The organism is Zunongwangia sp. SCSIO 43204 (assembly GCF_019904275.1).
In the GTDB taxonomy this organism is placed as follows: domain Bacteria; phylum Bacteroidota; class Bacteroidia; order Flavobacteriales; family Flavobacteriaceae; genus Zunongwangia; species Zunongwangia mangrovi.
Window position 1 is genome coordinate 1,982,184 of the sequence record NZ_CP063204.1, and the last position, 19,379, is coordinate 2,001,562.

General features: G+C 35.3%; 20 protein-coding genes. 17 read left to right on the forward strand and 3 right to left on the reverse strand.

All coding sequences use genetic code 11. The annotated features are described in order from the left end of the window. Positions 1 to 245: 245 nt before the first annotated feature. The 5 genes from INR75_RS08735 to INR75_RS08755 all read left to right on the forward strand — a co-directional run bounded on the left by INR75_RS08735 (position 246) and on the right by INR75_RS08755 (position 4,759). Positions 246 to 1,010: a hypothetical protein gene (locus INR75_RS08735; RefSeq protein WP_223091588.1), complete on the forward strand. Its 765-nt coding sequence runs from the start codon at positions 246 to 248 to the stop codon at positions 1,008 to 1,010. Positions 1,011 to 1,012: 2 nt separating this feature from the next. Next, a complete protein-coding gene (locus INR75_RS08740) occupies positions 1,013 to 2,188 on the forward strand; it encodes a nucleotidyltransferase (protein ID WP_223091589.1) in 1,176 nt (391 codons plus the stop codon). A 4-nt stretch (positions 2,189 to 2,192) separates the two neighbouring features. Beyond that, entirely contained in the window at positions 2,193 to 2,594 is a 402-nt protein-coding gene (locus INR75_RS08745) for a hypothetical protein (protein WP_223091590.1), read from the forward strand. A gap of 147 nt (positions 2,595 to 2,741) precedes the next feature. Beyond that, positions 2,742 to 4,109, forward strand: coding sequence for an ATP-binding protein (locus tag INR75_RS08750; protein WP_223091591.1), 1,368 nt, complete (start codon positions 2,742 to 2,744; stop codon positions 4,107 to 4,109). A gap of 212 nt (positions 4,110 to 4,321) precedes the next feature. Beyond that, positions 4,322 to 4,759, forward strand: a complete 438-nt coding sequence (locus tag INR75_RS08755) for a putative quinol monooxygenase (protein WP_223091592.1) — start codon at positions 4,322 to 4,324, stop codon at positions 4,757 to 4,759. Between the two features lie 25 nt (positions 4,760 to 4,784). Here the strand turns inward: INR75_RS08755 and INR75_RS08760 are convergent, their stop codons facing one another. From INR75_RS08760 to INR75_RS08770, 3 genes are read right to left on the reverse strand one after another with little or no spacing between them, the layout of a single operon-like run. Further along, positions 4,785 to 5,522, reverse strand: coding sequence for a hypothetical protein (locus INR75_RS08760; protein ID WP_223091593.1), 738 nt, complete (start codon positions 5,520 to 5,522; stop codon positions 4,785 to 4,787). Between the two features lie 51 nt (positions 5,523 to 5,573). After that, positions 5,574 to 6,479, reverse strand: a complete 906-nt coding sequence (locus tag INR75_RS08765; RefSeq protein ID WP_223091594.1) for a bifunctional UDP-sugar hydrolase/5'-nucleotidase — start codon at positions 6,477 to 6,479, stop codon at positions 5,574 to 5,576. Positions 6,480 to 6,530: 51 nt separating this feature from the next. Next, positions 6,531 to 7,295 carry a 5'-nucleotidase C-terminal domain-containing protein gene (locus tag INR75_RS08770; protein WP_223091595.1) on the reverse strand — a complete coding sequence of 255 codons (765 nt, stop codon included), beginning with the start codon at positions 7,293 to 7,295 and terminating at the stop codon, positions 6,531 to 6,533. A 168-nt stretch (positions 7,296 to 7,463) separates the two neighbouring features. On the opposite strand from INR75_RS08770, the gene INR75_RS08775 reads away from it, so the two are divergent. The 12 genes from INR75_RS08775 (at position 7,464) to INR75_RS08830 (ending at position 19,378) form a co-directional block, all read left to right on the forward strand. Further along, positions 7,464 to 8,012 (forward strand): hypothetical protein, encoded by a 549-nt coding sequence (locus INR75_RS08775; RefSeq protein WP_223091596.1) that lies wholly within the window; start codon positions 7,464 to 7,466, stop codon positions 8,010 to 8,012. Beyond that, entirely contained in the window at positions 8,013 to 8,903 is an 891-nt protein-coding gene (gene dapA, locus INR75_RS08780) for a 4-hydroxy-tetrahydrodipicolinate synthase (RefSeq protein ID WP_223091597.1), read from the forward strand. It begins immediately after the preceding gene. A gap of 205 nt (positions 8,904 to 9,108) precedes the next feature. Continuing rightward, positions 9,109 to 9,942 carry an outer membrane protein assembly factor BamD gene (locus INR75_RS08785; protein ID WP_245758583.1) on the forward strand — a complete coding sequence of 278 codons (834 nt, stop codon included), beginning with the start codon at positions 9,109 to 9,111 and terminating at the stop codon, positions 9,940 to 9,942. A gap of 10 nt (positions 9,943 to 9,952) precedes the next feature. Then, positions 9,953 to 10,285 (forward strand): DNA-directed RNA polymerase subunit omega, encoded by a 333-nt coding sequence (locus INR75_RS08790; RefSeq protein ID WP_092540462.1) that lies wholly within the window; start codon positions 9,953 to 9,955, stop codon positions 10,283 to 10,285. Positions 10,286 to 10,310: 25 nt separating this feature from the next. Beyond that, the gene (gene coaBC, locus INR75_RS08795; RefSeq protein ID WP_223091598.1) at positions 10,311 to 11,513 is read left to right on the forward strand and encodes a bifunctional phosphopantothenoylcysteine decarboxylase/phosphopantothenate--cysteine ligase CoaBC; all 1,203 of its coding nucleotides are present in this window, start codon (positions 10,311 to 10,313) and stop codon (positions 11,511 to 11,513) included. Next, positions 11,506 to 12,390 (forward strand): DUF4835 family protein, encoded by an 885-nt coding sequence (locus INR75_RS08800; protein ID WP_223091599.1) that lies wholly within the window; start codon positions 11,506 to 11,508, stop codon positions 12,388 to 12,390. Before coaBC ends, INR75_RS08800 begins: the two co-directional genes overlap by 8 nt. Positions 12,391 to 12,463: 73 nt before the next feature. Continuing rightward, a complete protein-coding gene (recN, locus tag INR75_RS08805; protein WP_223091600.1) occupies positions 12,464 to 14,119 on the forward strand; it encodes a DNA repair protein RecN in 1,656 nt (551 codons plus the stop codon). Positions 14,120 to 14,197: 78 nt separating this feature from the next. Then, positions 14,198 to 15,025 (forward strand): enoyl-ACP reductase, encoded by an 828-nt coding sequence (locus tag INR75_RS08810; protein ID WP_223091601.1) that lies wholly within the window; start codon positions 14,198 to 14,200, stop codon positions 15,023 to 15,025. Positions 15,026 to 15,165: 140 nt separating this feature from the next. Beyond that, positions 15,166 to 16,173, forward strand: coding sequence for a glycosyltransferase family 2 protein (locus INR75_RS08815; RefSeq protein WP_223091602.1), 1,008 nt, complete (start codon positions 15,166 to 15,168; stop codon positions 16,171 to 16,173). Then, positions 16,166 to 17,122, forward strand: a complete 957-nt coding sequence (locus tag INR75_RS08820; protein ID WP_223091603.1) for a CdaR family protein — start codon at positions 16,166 to 16,168, stop codon at positions 17,120 to 17,122. Before INR75_RS08815 ends, INR75_RS08820 begins: the two co-directional genes overlap by 8 nt. A 5-nt stretch (positions 17,123 to 17,127) precedes the next feature. After that, a complete protein-coding gene (gene coaE, locus INR75_RS08825; protein ID WP_223091604.1) occupies positions 17,128 to 17,721 on the forward strand; it encodes a dephospho-CoA kinase in 594 nt (197 codons plus the stop codon). 64 nt (positions 17,722 to 17,785) lie between these two features. Then, positions 17,786 to 19,378: a HAMP domain-containing sensor histidine kinase gene (locus INR75_RS08830; RefSeq protein ID WP_223091605.1), complete on the forward strand. Its 1,593-nt coding sequence runs from the start codon at positions 17,786 to 17,788 to the stop codon at positions 19,376 to 19,378. Position 19,379: the final 1 nt, after the last annotated feature.

Genomic DNA, 19,379 nt, shown 5'->3' on the forward strand with positions numbered 1-19,379 from the left:
TGGCTACAAATCCACCTAAAGACAATGCAAGGAAAGGTGCTGTTAGAGATCGCTCTCAAACATACAATCCGAAAATAGATTCATGGATTAAACGAGATGCTAATACAGGTAGATTCATGGATGTTAAGACCTCGGACAACAAACCTTTCAAAGGGGTACGCAAAGAAAAATAGTTGTTGTTACTCACTCGTAAAACGGAAAGGGGGGTAAGCCCCCTTTATTTAAAAAATTAAACTCTAGAGCCTATGGCAACTATTTTTACAACAGTTATAGCATTATTCAAGCCTCTCCTTACAAAAGGAGCGACCATAGCATGGGAAAACCGCAATCATTTAAATGTATTTTTCAAAACGAAATTTGGAAAATATAAAAATAAAGACATTCGTTTCTCAATGAGCGGTCTGTACAAAATACAAATACCTGGAACAAACAAATATCTATTGGTTTTAAACCGCAGGATTGAAAATCAATTGCAACCTGTAGGTGGAGCTTACAAAAGGTATGGTGACGATAGTTTGTTCAATAAATGGAGGTTTAAACCCGACAATTCCAAAAATGGACTTGATGTGGATGAAAAAAGTTCTTCGGATTTACGTTTTACAGTCAAAGGGAAAAACGTAATTGATGTGCTGAACTGGTTTGAAACAGATAGGGAAAGGGAAACAGATCCTCGACGGGAATTTAAGGAAGAGGTTTTGGATACAGGTATTCTTGACCCTCATATTTTTCAACATTTCAACCATAAGCATATAAGGAGATACTCAAAAAGCCTTACATGGAGTGATTACTTCAGTTGCTATGAAATCCTGACGTATGATATTTTTGAACTATTACCGAATGAAGAACAAAAAAAGGTACTTATCGAACTTTCTAAACAAGAAAACGATCTATCCAAAGGATATGCAATAGTAAGTTGTGATGATATAGAACAACTCAGGTTTATGAAGGATAACAAACAGATTGCCCGTGTCGGAAAACACACAAAATTAATAATTAACAAAGATTTTTAGTTATGATAGATATTTTTGAAAACTACGCTCTACAAAGAGAAGAGCTTTTGGCTCGAATTGCCCAAGAATTACAATTAGACAAGACTAGGCTTGATCGAATGGAGTCAGCTTACAATACAGTGGCAGAACTTTTAAAAAATGATGAAGATTTTTTTGAAGGACTTATTATCGAAGTGTATGCCCAAGGCTCCAAAAGAATCGGCACGACGGTACGTCCCATTAATGATGAAGATTTTGATTTGGATGTGGTACTTCATATCTACGATCCATATTATAACCATACCCCCGAGCAAATATATAATGCTCTTGTGAAGGCTCTTGAAAAGAATAATTATTATAAATCCATAATGGAGAAGAAAAAAAGATGTATTCGTTTGAATTACAAGAGCGATTTTCACATGGACATACTCCCCGCATGTATGCCAAATCTTTTCGAAAAGGAAATGATTAAAATTCCTGAAAAAGCTCTTAAAAATTGGTCCTCAGGAAACCCTAAAGGATTCTCCGGATGGTTTTTAAATATCGCTAGTACAGCCAAGGAACCTATGTTGAGGCAGTATGCAGATATTCTATTAAAAGCTCAGGTAGAAACAGAGGAATTACCGAAGGAACTATACCTGAAAACACCTTTGCAAAGAGCAGTTCAGTTATTAAAAAGATACCGTGACATCTATTTTCAAGATAGGGATTATAAAGTTTCCAGTATCGTTATTACAACACTTACTGCACAGTTATATCAGGCTGAAAACTCTATTTTCGAAGCAATTGACAATATCGTATTACGAATAAAGACAAATTATATTGAAGCTGTTAATAAAGGACATAGGTTCAAAGTATTTAATCCTGTAAATTCTGAGGAAGACTTTACTGATTCTTGGAGTAGTAAACACTATGAGAGTTTCTACAACTTTATAAGTGATTTTTATAAAAAGTGGCAAAACCTAAAAATCTCATTTGAAACTGGTAAAGATGATTATATAGAGCTGTTTGGAGAGGGTATATATAAGAAATCCCTTAATGATCAGTTTAAGATGTTTTCTAAATCAACCAATAATCCTCTTGCAAAATCAAGTGGATTAATTATTGGAGGTACTGCTTACACAAATTCTAAAGGAAATATTAATACAAGTACAGGCGTAAAAAATGGAGCTCATCACAATTTTGGGGGAGAGTATTGAAAAAATGAACCGAAAGAATTGGTATACCTTTCTTCATATTCAAAAACTGCTTGTAGAAAAACATTTTGATTGGTTAGATCTTACCATAAATTGTAAGTCAAAGTCTTTAATAGGTAAAGGTTTGTTGAGAATTGGGAACAAAAAATATAACATTTTACTCTCATATTCTCCATTTCACAGCCATAGATATGATAGGATATACGTTGATGACAAGAGAATTAAATATAATAATGAAATTCATTTATACGGAGACCTTTCCTTGTGTTTATATCATCCGGTTATCGATAAACCTGCATTTCAGATTATTCCGCTTTTCAAAATGATTCCATGGATTAGTGAATGGATAATTTTCTACGAGCAGTGGAGGAAATATGGAGTTTGGTTAGGCAAAGAAATTAAGCATTGATAAAGATTGCTATTAAACACCTCAAGTCAAATTTAACAAGAGTCAAGGGAAAACCCGGAAATGGAGGATTATATCCTCACCATATTTCGACTGGGATAGAAAAATACATATTAAGTAGCTTTGTATTTGAGAAAATGCAGAGCGAAAATGGAGCAAGAAGAAACTCAAAATATAGAATATAAGCAGACTTGGAGAGATGAATACCTGAAATGGATTTGTGGATTTGCCAATGCAAAAGGCGGGCATATTTACATTGGCATTGATGACAATGGAAATATTACCGGTGTAGATAATTATAAAAAGCTGATGGAAGACATTCCAAACAAGTCTGTTAACCATTTAGGACTTGTGGTTGATGTGAATCTGCATGCGGATGAAGGAAAAAATTATCTTGAAATTATTGTTCCGATTAGTAATGTACCAATTGCTTATCATGGAGTTTATCACTACCGAAGCGGAAGCACCAAACAAGAACTTAAAGGAATTGCTTTACAAAACCTGTTGCTCAATAAAATGGGAAAGAAATGGGAGGATATGGCTGTTGATGGAATAACCTTTTCCGACCTTAATGGTAATAGCATTCAAGCATTTATTATTAAGGCAATTGAGAAAGATCGTATTCCTCCAAATACACTAAACATTGGTAAAAAAAACCTATTCAAAAACCTCGGACTTCTTACAGAACAAGGTCAGTTAACAAATGCCGCTGTTTTATTATTTGGGAAAAACCTAATTAATGTTTCGGTAACGGCCAGTTTCAAGATTGGGCGATTTGGAAAGTCCAGCCATGATCTTTTGTTTCAGGACATCGTTGAAACCAATATTTTTGAGATGGCTGATAAGGTAATCGAAATCCTTAAAACAAAATATTTGGTTAGACCTATTTCCTATAAGGGATTGGAGCGTATGGAACCGTTGGAATATCCAGAAACGGCATTAAGAGAAGCAATATTGAATGCTATTATTCATAAGGATTATTCCAGTACATATACCTTTCTTCGAGTGTACGATGACCGATTACATTTATGGAATCCGGGAACTTTACCAGAGGAATTGACAATTGATAAACTAAAACAAGAACATTCATCCTATCCCCGAAATCGAAATATAGCCAATGCATTTTTTAAAGCTGGTTATATTGAATCCTGGGGGCGAGGGATAAATAAAATCATAGATACCTGTAAAGAGGCAGGATTGCCCGAACCGATTATTGAGGAAGATCAAGGTGGAGTAAGTGTTATTTTTCTAAAAGATATTTATACAGAAGAAATTCTGAAAACATACAATCTTGAATCTCGACATATTAAAGCTTTGTTATTTATAAAAGATAATGGTCGGATTAATAATAAACAATACCAAGAACTTTTTGAAATCTCCAAGAGGATGGTGTCTTATGATTTACAAATGCTTGTTGATAGGAATTTTATAACCAAAATAGGTTCCACCGGAAAGGGAACCTACTATATTCTCCAAAGGGGCAATAAAGGGGCAAAATCACCTCTAAAGGGGCAATAAAGATGCAATTGCCCCAAAACGACCTCTTTAACCATTGATAAATAAGTGATTTGAATTTTTTTAAGCAGCCAGTATATCAGCTAAAAGCTTTAAATCATCTATTAATTGGTTCGAGTTCTGTACCATATCGTTCACTTTATTGATAACTCAAAACCGTATAATTCTCCAGAATTATGCGGTTTTTTTATGTTTGTATTTCGATATAAAATATCATGAGAAATAAAACGACCATCATATCACGAGTATTCTTTTTTCTTTTGTTCTTCGTTCTTTTTAACTGCGGAAAGAAGAATAAAAATACAACGATCGATTCAGACAAGCTTATCATCAGAATTGCCGAGATTGAGATTGATTTGGATTTTCAGCAAGACTATCTTGATTTACTACAGGAAGAGGCTGAAGCTTCAGTGCGTTTGGAGGATGGAGTAATTGCAATTTACCCTATGTTTCAACAGGAACGTCCAGAGATCATTCAGATTTTAGAAATTTATAAAAATGAAACAGCTTATAAGTCTCATTTAGAAACTCCGCATTTTAAAAAATACAAAACCAATTCTGCTGAGATGTTAAAATCGCTAAAGCTGATTGATATGAATGCCATCGATCAAAAATCGATGTCTAAGATATTCTCAAAATTAGATGGTTTTTAAATCAAATTTTAAAACTGGAATTAAGTTATTTGGAGTGATATGAGCTACGAAAATATCGATCGCCAATCTTAGAGATTCTTCCCATAGCGTCGTATTCAATATTTAAATCGCCAATTTCTTCTACGCGATTATTAAGGCTATATTCGATATTTTTAGAGCCTATTTTATCGATTCTGCCCTTTAAATCGTATGCAATTTTGGTGTTGCCAATCTTATTGATTTGATTTTTAAAATTGTAGTAGATCCTCTTATTTCCGATTTTATCTATAAAATTTCTGAAGTTGTAGTCAATTTTTAAGTTTCCTACTTTCTCAATTTTTCCATGAAAACCATAAGAAATCGCATATTTTCCAATTTTATCGATCTTATCTTTTAAATTGTATTCAATCTGAATATTTCCTATTTTATTAATGAGATTTTGAAGATTATAATCGACCGAATAACCGTTAAAATAACTGATCTCGTTATTAAAGTTTAATTGAAAATCATTCCAAAGGCTTTTGGGCAAATTTTGCTGAAGCTGAAGATAACTTCGTTTTTCTTCAAGAATAAATACAGGTTCTTGTTCTAGGCTTAGACCAACGGGAATATCTTCAATAAGATCCAGATAAGCGATTTTTCCTTCTGTATTAATAATGATGCGGTCTACCTGAATAAAAATGCTTCCGTCTAAACCTAAAACCGGCTCGATATTTTGGGAGAAGATTTGTTGCGGTATTACGACAAGGAACAGAAAAAATAGAAAGTAGTGATGATGTTTCATGTTCGCTTTTTGATTGATTAAAAAACGAGCACAAAATACATGCCTGTTTTTTTATATTTCTACACTTTTACCATTACCGGCAATAGCTTTGCTTCCGTTTAAGTGAAAATCAACTCGGCCAAGGTAAAGTCCGTAGCAACCAACCTGGTTAATCATCACATTTTTATCGGCTTTGTTTTTTACGATTGATGGCTCATCTAAAAAAGTATGCGTGTGGCCACCAATAATAAGGTCGATATTCTCGGTTTTTGAGGCTAATTTATGATCATCTACTTTTTCGCTGTCGTATTTATACCCTAAATGAGAAAGACAAATTACAAGATCGCAGTTTTCTTCGTTTTTTAAGGTGTTGCTCATATCTGTCGCCATTTCGATAGGATCAAGATATTTTGTTTCCTTATAAAGTTTGTCGTTTACCAAACCTTTTAGTTCAATCCCAACGCCAAAAACCCCAATTCTAACTCCGTTTTTCGTAAAAACTTTGTAGGGCTTGGTGTGGCCGTCCATAATGGTATTGCTGAAATCGTAATTCGAGATTAAAAAATCGAAGTCGGCATGAGGAAGTTGTGCGTACAAACCATCAATTCCGTTATCAAAATCATGATTTCCTAAAGTTGAAGCATCATACTTTAGTTTGCTCATTAATTTGAATTCTAATTCGCCGCCGTAAAAATTAAAATAAGGTGTACCCTGAAAAATATCTCCAGCATCTAACAAAAGCGTGTTAGGATTTTCTTTTCTAATCTTTTCTATAAGTACGGCTCTTTTGGCAACGCCGCCCATATTTGGATTACGGTGATGATCTGGGCCAAAAGCTTCAATATGGCTGTGCACATCGTTGGTGTGCAAAATGGTAATATGTTTAGGAGCTTCAGAAAAACTAAGCGAAGATAATCCGCCTAATCCTACAAATGCTGAAGCTGCTGATGTTTGCTGAATAAAATTTCTTCTTTTCATGGGGAACCAATTCAGGTTAAGAGTTTGCTTGTAATCCTCAATAAGGCTAAGCTATTCTTTAATAAATCTGTCGTCTTGTTTTGCTTTTATCGTATCGATCTTATGGAAATAATCGATAATCGCATTTCTAAGTTTATAATCGATATCATATAAATTAACCGGATCACTAAAAAAGTACATGCTATCGCCGCCTTGCTGCAAATAATCTGATGTAGCTACAAAATAATTTTGCTCTGGATTTATCGATTTTCCGTTAATGTTGGCGCTGGTTACTTTAAAATCTTTATCCATTTTTATGTTGATGCCACTAACCGGGTGTGCCGATTTTCCTTTTTCAAGATAAGTAAGCAGTTCCATCACTTTTTCTCCGCTTAATTCAGTCACCACGATTTGATTTTCAAAAGGCATCATGTTGTAAGCATCGCGAGTGGTAATTGCGCCTTTGTTTAATTCGGCTCTAATTCCGCCGTAATTAAGCAATACAAAATCTATAGAATTTCCGGTGCGACTTTTAAAAACAGGATTAGCCTGTTCCATCACAATATCGGCCATTAAATTACCAATGCCGGTATTCATACCTTTTTCGCCTTTGCTTAAAACGCTTGGATTGTAGGCCAAAGTGCTATCCAATGTTTTGTTTAGGTGCTCTTTAAAAGGAGTGATAAATTCTTCAATTTCAGGATCGCCAGTAATTGTACTGTCTATTGGGATTTCTTTGCCTTCAATAGTTTTTTGGGAAACTTCTGAATCAAATTTGCAGGAAATAAGACTTAAAAAGCAAAAGATGAGGGGAATCTGTTTAATAACTTTTTTCATAGTAACTTAATTGCTTTGCAAAGGTACGTAGATTACAAACGTAGGCGCTATTTCTTCAGAAGAAATTAAAGTAAAGCCAATATTGTGTAATTATTGTAACAAAAAAAACAAACCTGTTAAATATGAAAACTCAGCTTAAGATTGAAGGCTTCTCGCTAGGAAAATTTTATGAGAAATTATTTACATTTGCTGGCCAATATCACCGCAGTGTTTAAGAATTTTAAATATTTTTTAGCTGAAAAGAAGCTTTCGAAACAAAATTCGGAAGTTATCGCTGAAAAAAATGAGAAATTTATCACGAAAGTGGGCTTGGTAACTACCGCTGAAGCTTTCGAAGAGGTAAAGCTACTTTTACAACTTCAGCAGCAGTTAAAAATTGCGAAAAGCGATTTTAAAGTTCTTGTTTGTACTGCAAAACCAGCTTCTGTAGAAGATGAACGAGCGATTTTCTTTGCCCCTTCAGAAATAAAAGCGGGCGGAAATATCCAAAATGAAGATGTAAAGGATTTTCTTAAGTCGAAATTCGATGTTTTTATCTCTTTTTCTAAAAACGATAACAAACTAAAAAATCTGGTCTATAAATGTGTAAAATCAGCTTTAAAGATCGATCATAAAAAAGAAAGTCCATTTGCAGATCTTACGGTCGAGACAGAAGATGTTGCATTGTACCAACAGGAAATCTTGAAATACTTAAAAATACTAAAACAAATACGATAAATGAGCGCGTTTGTAGGCACGGGAGTAGCTTTGGTAACTCCGTTTAAAAATGATCTAAGCATAGATTTTGAAGCTTTAGAGCGATTGGTAGAAGACCAGATTGCTAATGGTATCAATTATCTTGTGGTTTTAGGAACTACAGGAGAATATTCTACGCTTAATAAACAGGAGAAGGAGCAGGTGATCGATTGTATCGTAAAGACAAACAGTAATCGTCTTCCTTTGGTTTTAGGAATAGGAGGTAATAATACTATGGCTGTTGTAGAGCAGTTAAAAACTACAGATCTTTCAGCTTTTCAGGCAGTATTATCGGTTTCTCCTTACTATAATAAACCATCTCAGGAAGGGATCTTTCAGCATTTTAAACTGGTAGCAGAAGCTTCACCGCTTCCTATTATTTTATACAATGTGCCGGGTAGAACAAGTTCTAATATTTTGCCAGAAACAATTGCCAGGATTGCGAAAGAATGTGATAATGTAATTGGAGTAAAAGAAGCCGCAGGAGATATTGTGCAGGCCATGAAATTAATTAGCCTTGTACCTAAAGATTTTAAGGTGATCTCTGGAGATGATATGATCACTTTACCAATGACGCTTGCTGGTGGAGCTGGAGTAATTTCTGTAATTGGACAGGGATTTCCGGCAGAATTTTCACAAATGGTGAAATTGGGATTAGAAGGTAATGCCAAAGAAGCTTATCAATTACATTATAGAATAGCACCTTCTATAGACCTTATTTTTGCTGAGGGAAATCCGGTAGGAATTAAATCTTTATTAGAGAAAAAAGGAATCTGTTCTAAGAATGTGAGACTTCCATTAGTTAATGCTTCGGAAGGATTACAAGCTAAAATTGGAGATTTTGTAAATAAATTTCAGACTGAAGTTGTTTAAAAAGTAGCTTCAGAATTTATAATTTTGATTAGTAAAAGCTGCTTTTGGGCAGCTTTTTTTAGTTTTAGCGAGAATAAATTTTTTCCGCAGAAAAAATAAACATCGCTTAGGTATAATAAATAAAGGCTTTTGCTGTTATTCTTGTACGAGCGGAAAGTTTTTTTTATAATTCCAAAAACTGTACTTTTGCAAGATGTTTTTACAAATGATGAAAAAAGGATTACTTTTATTAGGTTTACTTTTTGTACTACAGTCCTGTGGGGACTACCAAAAGATGTTAAAAAGTGAAAATGCAGGTGAGAAATACACCTTTGCAGAAAACCTTTATAACGAAGCCAAAGCCGAAGATAGTAATCGAAAATTTAGAAAAGCGATTCGGCTTTTCGAACAAATTTTACCACAGTATCGTGGGAAGCCTCAAGGAGAAAAATTAAGTTATCTTTTTGCAGATTCTTACTATCAGGTGGGTGATTATTATTTGTCTAGTTTCGAATTCGAAAGATTTGTACAATCATATCCTAACAGTGATAAAGTAGAGGAAGCTTCTTTTAAATCGGCTAAAAGTTATTTTGAAGAATCTCCTCGTTACGATCTGGATCAAACAGATACCAATAAAGCGATCGAAGCTTTACAAAGTTATCTTAACAGATATCCTGAAGGAGAATATGCAGAGGAAGCCAACTTAATGGCGACCGAGCTTCGATTAAAATTAGAGAAAAAAGCATTTGAAATTGCAAAACAATATTGGAGAATTGGAGGGAATTACCGTGAAGGAAACTTTACTGCGGCAATTACATCTTTCAATAATTTTATAGCAGATTATCCAGGTACGCCATATCGCGAAGAAGCGTTTTACCTAAGATTTGATGCAGCTTATTCTTATGCAATAAACAGTTACAGGAATTTAATGCAAGAGCGTTTACAGGAAGCAGAGGAGTATTACCAGGCGTACAAGAAAAGTTACCCAGAAGGTGAATACATCGCCAATGTAAACGAAGCATACCAGGATATACAAGCAAGGTTGAAAACTTTTAATTAGTTTAAGGAAAATGGATATTAAAAAAACTGAAGCAGCGGTAAACACGACTACGCTCGACAAGAATCAAATTGATGCGCCTACAGATAATATTTATGAGGCAATTTCAATTATCGCTAAAAGAGCTAACCAGATCAATACCGAGATCAAAAAAGAGTTACTTGAAAAGCTAGACGAGTTTGCTACTTATAACGACAGTTTAGACGAAATCTTTGAAAACAAGGAGCAAATCGAAGTTTCTAAGTTTTACGAAAGACTTCCTAAACCACATGCGTTAGCAGTAGAAGAGTGGTTAAGCGATAAGATATATTATCGTAATACCAAAGAATCTGAAGATTCAATCTAAAAAGATTTTAATAGATCTATAGCATATGTCTGTACTACGAGGCAAAAAAATACTTTTGGGTATTACCGGCGGTATTGCTGCCTATAAAACCGCCTCGTTAGTCCGACTTTTCATTAAGGCCGGCGCCGAAGTCCGTGTGGTGATGACGCCGGCTGCAAAAGATTTTATTACTCCGCTTACTCTTTCTACCCTGTCCAAAAACGAAGTATATTCTTCTTTTACTGAAGACGAAGATGAAGTTTGGAACAATCATGTAGAACTTGGCTTATGGGCAGATCTTATGCTTATAGCCCCGGCAACGGCCAATACACTTTCTAAAATGGCAACCGGTAATAGTGATAACTTTTTACTGGCTACTTATGTTTCGGCTAAATGCCCGGTTTTCTTTGCACCGGCAATGGATTTGGATATGTATAAACATCCTTCCACTAAAAATAGCTTTGAAACTTTAAAAAACTACGGAAATTTTATGATCCCTGCCGGCACAGGAGAACTTGCCAGTGGTTTAAGTGGTGAAGGCAGAATGGCCGAGACTGAAGAGATATTTCAGTTTTTAGAAGATCATTTATCTGCTTCTTTACCCCTAAAAGGAAAGCGAGTCATGATCACTGCGGGGCCAACTTACGAGGCCATAGATCCTGTACGTTTTATTGGTAATCACAGTAGTGGTAAAATGGGATACGAGATTGCCAAAGCAGCCGCAGATCTTGGCGCTGAGGTTACTTTAATATCTGGTCCCACTCATTTGCAAATTGCTGAAGATCATATCGATCTAGTCAAGGTGGTGAGCACGCAGGACATGTATGATGCCGCCATGGCAAACTTTGAAGCAGCAGATGTTGTGATCGCTGCCGCAGCGGTAGCAGATTATAAGCCAGAAAGTGTAGCCGACCAAAAAATTAAAAAAGCCGATGAGACTTTAACAATACGGCTTACCAAAACTCAGGATATTTTGCGTTCTTTAGGAGAGCGTAAGCAGCATCAAAAATTAATTGGTTTTGCTTTAGAAACTAATAATGAGCTGGAAAATGCAAAAGCAAAGCTTCTAAAAAAGAATCTAGATTTTGTTGTACTTAATTCGCTTCAGGATAAAGGAGCAGGATTTAAGAATGATACTAACAAAGTAAGTTTTGTTTTTCAGGATGAAGTAAAAACTTTTGGTTTAAAACCAAAATCTGAAGTTGCGGTAGACATCCTTAACGAAATAATCGAACTCTTCAATGAATAGAATAATCGCAATATTACTTGTACTTTTTTGCTTCAAACTACAAGCACAGGAGCTTAATTGCGATGTTCAAATTAATGCTGAACAAACCGGGCAGACTAATCTTAGTGTTTTTAAAACTCTAAAGAATTCGCTTCAGGAATTCATTAATAGCACAAGTTGGACAGGTAGAGAATTACCCCCAGAGCAACGTATTAACTGCAGTATTTTTATTACCGTTAGTGAACTAGATGGCGAGAACTTCGCGGCAAGTATCCAGGTGCAATCTTCGAGACCGGTTTTTGGATCTGATATGGTAACGCCTGTTTTAAATTACAATGACGACGATTTCAACTTCTCTTACAGGGAATATCAGCCTTTAAATTATAATCAAAATACTTTTAGTTCTAATTTAGTTTCAGTTGTAAGTTTTTACGTGTACACCATTTTAGGATTAGATGCCGATTCGTTTCAGCAAAATGGAGGAACGCCTTTCTTCGAAGAAGCTAAACAAATTGTCACAGTCGCCCAACAAAGTAATAACGCCGGTTGGCAGCCTAGTGGGAATACAAGATCAAGATTTAGACTTAACGCAGATCTTCTTTCTAATTCATTTCAAGGATATCGTGATGCGCTTTACACGTATCATCGTGAAGGTCTGGATGTGATGCACGGTGATATTGCTGAAGGAAAGCAATCGATCGCTGCAGCACTTGAAGAACTACGAGAAATGAACTCTGTACGCCGAAATTCGTTATTATTAAGAGTGTTTTTTGACGCAAAGTCTGGCGAGATCATTAATATTTTTACCGGTGGTCCAGATGTTGGTGAACGTGGTTTAGTGCAAAAACTGAATAGTATGGCGCCTAGTTATGCGCGCCAGTGGCGACAGATCCAGTAATTGTAAATCTTTTTTCTGGTAGTTGATTTGCGCCAATTTCTCCCTTATATTTAGCCTTAAATTCTAAGAAAAATTGCTTACATCTTTATCTATTAAAAATTACGCGTTGATTGAAGATATCAACATGAGTTTAAAACCTGGTTTTACCATTATCACTGGAGAAACCGGGGCTGGTAAATCTATTATGCTTGGTGCTTTAGGTTTACTTTTGGGAAATCGAGCCGACTATAGTTCAATCAAAGATGCTGCGAAAAAGTGTGTTATTGAGGGTGTTTTTGATATTTCTAATTATGGCTTGACCAATTTTTTCGATAAAGAAGATCTTGATTACGAACCAAAAACTATTATTAGAAGGGAAATTTTAGCATCAGGGAAATCCCGAGCATTTGTAAATGATACACCGGTTACTTTATCTAGTTTAAATAATTTAGGGAATTATTTGATCGATATCCATAGTCAGCATGAAACCTTGAGTTTAGGAAATAACGATTATCAATTTCAGGTGATTGATACCATTGCAGATAATGAAGCGCTAAATTTAGAATATCGTGAAGCCTTAAAGGAACTTAGATTCTTGCAAAAAAGAGAAGAAGTTTTAAGGGAAGAGCAATCCCAAGCCACAAAAGAATACGATTACAATGTTTTTTTGCTGAATGAATTAGACGAAGCAAAATTGCAACCAGGAATGTTGGAGGAGCTTGAATCGCGATACGAAGAATTAAATAATGTTGAAGAATTAACCGAGCAATTAAATTCGGCTATTAATTTTATTTCTCAGGAAGAAATAGGAAGTTTAGGTACTTTAAAAGAAGTTCGTAATAATTTGTCTAAAATTTCACGATTTTCGGCTAATTATGAAAGTCTGCACGAGCGCGTTCAAAGTGTGATTATCGAGTTGGATGATATTAATGCTGAATTGGAAGCGGCGCTAGAAAATACGGAAGCCGATCCTTTAGAACTTGAAAAAACTAACGATCAGCTTCAGCAAATCTATAATCTTCAGAAAAAACATAATGTTTTGGAGGTCCAGGATCTATTAAATATTGCAGAAGATCTTAGAAAGCAGGTAGCTGTTAGTGAAAATGCAGATGAGGCTTTAGCTGAAATAGCTTCAGCAATAAAAAAACAGCAGGGTAAATTATCCAATATCGCCAAAAAATTACACGATCGTCGTGAGAAGATCATTCCATCTTTTGTAAAAGAAACCGAAGGAATCTTAAGCGGATTAGGAATGCCTAATGCGCGATTAAAGATCAGTTTAGAACAAGGTGATAAGTTTTTTGCCAACGGAAACGATACATTGGGTTGGTATCTAGCCGCCAATAAGGGCGGAAGCTTTAAAGAAATTAGAAAAGCTGCTTCTGGTGGAGAGTTGTCCCGAATAATGCTGGCTGTAAAGAGTATTCTAGCAGCACAAAGTAACTTGCCGACCATTATTTTTGATGAGATTGATACCGGAGTTTCTGGTGATATTGCACAAAAAATGGGTGAAATTTTACAGAAAATGGGCCATAGTATGCAGGTACTTGCTATTACTCACTTACCGCAGATCGCTGGTAAGGGAAGTGCTCATTTTAAGATATTTAAGGAAGATACCGGTGAAGTTACCAGTACCAAGATCAAACAATTAGCGCAGGAAGAACGTATCGACGAGTTGGCGATGATGCTTGGCGGAAATACAATAAGTGAATCTGCCAGAGCGCACGCTGTATCTTTACTGGAAAATTAATAGATTTTAAAAAATCTACGGCTGTAGTGAATTTTACTATCTTTACCAGCTGAAAAGAATCTAAAAACAAATTTCGACATGTCATATAACCTTTTAAAAGGAAAAAAAGGAATCATTTTCGGGGCATTAGACGAGAATTCTATTGCATGGAAAACCGCTGTGAAAGCACACGAAGAAGGTGCTGAAATCGTGCTTACCAACGCTCCGATCGCCATGAGAATGGGAAGTATTAAAACTTTAGCCGAGCAAATTGGTGCTGAAATTGTTCCTGCAGATGCTACAAAAGTTGAAGATTTAGAAAATCTTGTAGATAAAGCTACAGAAATCCTTGGAGGCAAGATCGATTTTGTACTTCATTCTATCGGGATGTCTGTTAATGTAAGAAAAGGAAAACATTATACCGATCAAAATTATGATTGGACAGCAAAAGGATGGGATGTTTCTGCTGTTTCTTTCCATAAAACCATGCAGGTACTTTACCAAAAAGATGCGATGAGCGAGTGGGGAAGTATTGTTGCGCTTTCATATATGGCCGCACAACGTGTATTCCCAGATTACAACGACATGGCCGATAATAAAGCATATTTAGAAAGTATAGCTCGTAGTTTTGGTTATTTCTTTGGGAAAGACAAAAAAGTAAGAGTGAATACCATCTCTCAATCTCCAACACCAACTACTGCAGGGCAGGGTGTAAAAGGGTTTGATGGATTTATCGCTTATGCAGATAAAATGTCTCCTCTAGGAAATGCAACAGCTCAGGATTGTGCAGATTATACGATCACACTTTTCTCTGATCTTACTAAGAAAGTTACTTTACAAAATTTATATCACGACGGAGGTTTCTCTAACGTAGGCGTTAGCCAGGAAGTTATGGAAGCTTTTGTTGAAAAGGAAAGCGAAAAATAATTTTTGCTGAACTTTAAAACTGAATTTACCTTCTTAAAAAGAGTGGCTTGCAGATCGTTAAGCTTAACTTAATTTAAGGTAAATTCAGTTTTTCTTTTTTAAATTCACTTCAGTTAAAGTCTTGCTGTTATTTTCTTAAAATGAATAGAGAATATTCCTTTATTGTACCTGTATATAATCGTCCTGAAGAGACTCGGGAACTCTTACAAAGTATGGCGGCTTTAAAATTCGATAGAGGTTTTGAGGTCGTAATTGTGGAAGATGGCTCTAGCCGAACTTCAGAAGAAGTTATAAAAGAGTTTAAAGACCACCTGGATATTAGCTATTATTTTAAAGATAATTCGGGGCCCGGAAAATCTCGAAATTTTGGGATGCAGCGTGCTAAAGGAAATTATTTTCTAATTTTAGATAGCGATGTGATTCTTCCTGTAGATTATCTTCAGCAGGTAGATATAGGCTTAAACGAAAATTATTGTGATTGTTTTGGTGGGCCAGATGGTGCTCATAAAACATTTAGTGATATTCAAAAAGCGATCGATTTTAGTATGACTTCTTTTTTAACTACCGGCGGAATTAGAGGAGGGAAAAAAGCAGTTAATAAATTTCAGCCACGTAGTTTTAATATGGGACTTTCTAAAGAAGCTTTTCTGGCTACAGAAGGTTTTGGAAGTATACATCCCGGTGAAGATCCAGATCTTTCCTTGCGTTTGGAAAAGCAGAATTTTAAGACCTGTTTAATTCCCAAAGCAGTAGTTTTTCATAAAAGAAGGATTGATTGGGAGAAATTTTATAATCAGGTTCATAAATTTGGGCTTACCCGTCCTATTCTAAATAAGTGGCATAAAGGTAGCGCGAAGATCACCTATTGGTTTCCTTCGATCTTTATTGTTGGATTTGTAATTTCTGTGCTGGCTATTCGTTTAGGAATTTGGTGGATGCTTGGATTATATGTTTTGTATTTTACGGTTTTGTTTTTCCTTGCAATCTTAAAAACGAGGAGTTTTAAGATAGGTTTTTTAGCGATCCTGGCGACGGTAATTCAGTTTTTTGGTTACGGTTATGGGTTTTTAAGATCCTCTTGGTCGATGTTAATTATTAAAGCGAATCCGGAAGAAGCTTATCCGGGATTATTTTTTAAAGATGCGTAGTTACGGTAACATAGGAGGTAAGAAAATTAAAAAGGCCAACGTACAGGTATTTGGTTTTTTTCTAATATTTTCTGCCATAATCTGGGTTTTAGTGCAGCTCTCTAAAGAGTATAATCGTACTGTAGAAATTCCTCTTACTTATGTAAATACGCCATTGGATAAAAGTTTACAGGATACTCCAAAAACAGTACGATTCAATCTTGATGCTAAAGGATTTTTGTTGATCTGGAAATACCGATTTTTTAAGCCAGAATTAACGATCGATCTAAGTAATACTGAAGAAGTTGGTTTGCAATTGGTGTACCATATTCAGGATAATCGAAATTCGATAGAAAATCAATTGAATATAGATTTCGATAAGACCAATTTTTTAAAAGACTCGCTAGTTATCGATTTTCAGCCTCGAAAAGAAAAAAGAGTGCTTATTTCACCCAAAACAAGTTTGAATTACGATGTAGGTTTTTCAGCAGTAAATCAGGTAGAATTACAACCAGATAGCGTTACTGTTAGCGGCCCGGAAAATATAATTGATACACTAAGCAGTATTTCGACGACTATGATAAGCGCTAGCAATATAAGTAAAGATATATCTGGAACAGTAGCTATCGATACGGCTAATTTGGGGATGTTAAACTTTTACCGTAATACTGTAGATTATAGCCAGAAAGTCGCCAAGTTTACTGAGGGAAATGTTGAAATCCCGGTAGAGGTGATCAATTTGCCCAGAGGAACGAATCTTACTATTTTTCCTAAGAAAGTAATGCTTTATTTTCAGGTGAATTTAAAGAATTACGAATTTGTAAAAGCAGATCAGTTTAAAGTGGTTTGTGATTTTAATGAAATTCAGGAAGGTGTAGACTATATGCTGGCGCAGGTTAGCGAAAAACCGAGATTTGTAAATAATGTTCGATTGAACGAGCGTAAAATACAATTCATTATAAAACGATAATCTAAATGCTGAAAGTAGGACTTACCGGAGGTATTGGCAGCGGGAAGACAACTATTTCTAAAATGTTTAAAGAGATAGGAGTACCGGTGTATATTGCAGATGAAGCTGGTAAAGAATTGATGGAAACATCAGCTAAAATTCGCAAAAAGATTGTTGAATTATTAGGAGGAGAATCTTATAAAGATGGCAAGCCAAATAGACCTTTTATCGCTTCAAAAGTGTTTAATGATAAAGAACTGCTAGAGAAACTGAATTCCATAATTCATCCCGCAGTTGCAGATCATTTTAAAAATTGGCTATCTAATCAATCTTCAGCTTATATTATTTACGAGGCAGCGATCTTATTTGAAAAGGGATCTCACAAGAATTTTGATTTTAGTATTTTGGTAACAGCACCTAAAGAGACACGAATTGAACGAGTGTTAAAACGCGATGATACTACTCGAGAGCAAATCGAGGCTCGAATAAATAACCAGTGGAGCGATAAAAAGAAGATAAAACTTGCAGATTTCGTCATAAAAAATGAAGAAATTGAAGATTCTAAGAGACAGGTTGTACATTTAAACGAGATTATCTTAAAGTCGGCTAAAAATTCCTAATTTCTCTGTTAACATTTGGTTAAACCGGTTATGCTCTAAATGTTAAAATATTACTTTTGGGAGCATGAATAAGAAGTTGTTTGTACTACTCGTTGTCTTAATGAGTTTGTCCCTTATTGGAATTATTTTCGTACAGGGCTACTGGATTAAGAGCACAGTTGAAGACAGGGAGGAGCAGTTTTCTTATAACGCTAAACAGGTATTGATTGAGGTTTCTGAACAAATTCAGAATAGTGAATTTGAACGATATATTTTTGAATACGAATCTCAATTACAAAACTCTGAACAAAAGATCGATCGAATTACTTTAACCGAATATTTGATCGCCACCAGGGACGAGTTTAAGAATGAAGACGTTTTTAATTTTGGAACGATACAGGAGGCAGATTATAAAATTTCATCAGACTTTCTTGGAGCCGAACAGCAAAGCGATAGCATTCAGATCAAAAAACTGATTAACCGTAAGGTTACCCAAATTGTAAAAGATAGAGGAGAAGATTCGGGTTCTGCCCAGTCTGCTTCAGATATCATGGAAAGGGTAATGCGTTTAGAAGATTACGAAAAAGAAATTTTACGAGATGTAATTTCTGAAGCGGCTGCAAGACAACCTTTAAGAAAACGAGTTTCAGAAAAGACCATAGAAAATTTGCTAAAAAGAGAATTAGCAAGTCGTGATCTTGATACCAAGTTTGAGTATGCGGTATATAGCAACTCGGTGGAAAATTCAATAGAAACAGGAATACATTCTGATGATTTTGATGTTTCTCACCCTTCCACTTACGGCGTTCCACTTTTTGTGGATCGAGCAGGGAACAGCAATTACCAGCTACTGGTGAATTTTAAAGGCAAAAAAGGCGTAGTATTATCTTCGGTTACATTAATGGCCGTATTGTCTATCGTTTTTACGTTAATTATTGTAATTGCGTATTCTAGTGCCTTATCTCAGTTAATAAGACAGCGTCAAATCTCGCAGATAAAGACCGATTTTATTAATAATATGACGCACGAGTTTAAGACTCCAATTGCGACTATAAATCTTGCTTTGGACTCGATCAAGAATCCAAAGATCATTTCAGATCAATCTAAAGTGCTTAGGTATCTACAGATGATTAGAGATGAAAATAAAAGAATGCACGCGCAGGTAGAAAATGTGCTAAGAATATCGAAATTAGAGAAAAACGAACTCGATTTAAAGAAAGAACGCCTGCAATTGCATGACATTATTTTAGATGCGATTACGCATGTAGAATTGATCGTTGAAGACCGGGCAGGTTACATTCAGACTCATTTTGGAGCTTTAAAATCTTCAATCTTAGCGAACGAAGATCATTTTACAAATGTTATCGTGAATATTCTGGATAACGCTATAAAATACAGTGAAGAAGAGCCTAGAATCGATATTTATACTGAAAATGTTAAGCATTACATTATCGTGAAAATTCGAGATCAGGGCGCAGGAATGAGCAGAGGCGTTCAGAAAAAAATATTTGAAAAATTTTATAGAGAACATACCGGTGATATTCATAATGTAAAAGGTCATGGTTTAGGATTAGCTTACGTAAAGCAGATCTTAGATGATCATCATGGGCAGATCACCGTTAACAGTGAGAAAGGAAAAGGAAGTACCTTTATAATTAAATTACCACTAATATCTTAAT

Coding starts and splice junctions, on each gene's coding strand:
- INR75_RS08735 (WP_223091588.1), top strand. CDS start 246: ATGGCAACTATTTTTACAACAGTTATAGCATTATTCAAGCCTCTCCTT.
- INR75_RS08740 (WP_223091589.1), top strand. CDS start 1,013: ATGATAGATATTTTTGAAAACTACGCTCTACAAAGAGAAGAGCTTTTG.
- INR75_RS08745 (WP_223091590.1), top strand. CDS start 2,193: ATGAACCGAAAGAATTGGTATACCTTTCTTCATATTCAAAAACTGCTT.
- INR75_RS08750 (WP_223091591.1), top strand. CDS start 2,742: ATGGAGCAAGAAGAAACTCAAAATATAGAATATAAGCAGACTTGGAGA.
- INR75_RS08755 (WP_223091592.1), top strand. CDS start 4,322: ATGAGAAATAAAACGACCATCATATCACGAGTATTCTTTTTTCTTTTG.
- INR75_RS08760 (WP_223091593.1), bottom strand. CDS start 5,522: ATGAAACATCATCACTACTTTCTATTTTTTCTGTTCCTTGTCGTAATA.
- INR75_RS08765 (WP_223091594.1), bottom strand. CDS start 6,479: ATGAAAAGAAGAAATTTTATTCAGCAAACATCAGCAGCTTCAGCATTT.
- INR75_RS08770 (WP_223091595.1), bottom strand. CDS start 7,295: ATGAAAAAAGTTATTAAACAGATTCCCCTCATCTTTTGCTTTTTAAGT.
- INR75_RS08775 (WP_223091596.1), top strand. CDS start 7,464: ATGAGAAATTATTTACATTTGCTGGCCAATATCACCGCAGTGTTTAAG.
- dapA (WP_223091597.1), top strand. CDS start 8,013: ATGAGCGCGTTTGTAGGCACGGGAGTAGCTTTGGTAACTCCGTTTAAA.
- INR75_RS08785 (WP_245758583.1), top strand. CDS start 9,109: ATGATGAAAAAAGGATTACTTTTATTAGGTTTACTTTTTGTACTACAG.
- INR75_RS08790 (WP_092540462.1), top strand. CDS start 9,953: ATGGATATTAAAAAAACTGAAGCAGCGGTAAACACGACTACGCTCGAC.
- coaBC (WP_223091598.1), top strand. CDS start 10,311: ATGTCTGTACTACGAGGCAAAAAAATACTTTTGGGTATTACCGGCGGT.
- INR75_RS08800 (WP_223091599.1), top strand. CDS start 11,506: ATGAATAGAATAATCGCAATATTACTTGTACTTTTTTGCTTCAAACTA.
- INR75_RS08810 (WP_223091601.1), top strand. CDS start 14,198: ATGTCATATAACCTTTTAAAAGGAAAAAAAGGAATCATTTTCGGGGCA.
- INR75_RS08815 (WP_223091602.1), top strand. CDS start 15,166: ATGAATAGAGAATATTCCTTTATTGTACCTGTATATAATCGTCCTGAA.
- INR75_RS08820 (WP_223091603.1), top strand. CDS start 16,166: ATGCGTAGTTACGGTAACATAGGAGGTAAGAAAATTAAAAAGGCCAAC.
- coaE (WP_223091604.1), top strand. CDS start 17,128: ATGCTGAAAGTAGGACTTACCGGAGGTATTGGCAGCGGGAAGACAACT.
- INR75_RS08830 (WP_223091605.1), top strand. CDS start 17,786: ATGAATAAGAAGTTGTTTGTACTACTCGTTGTCTTAATGAGTTTGTCC.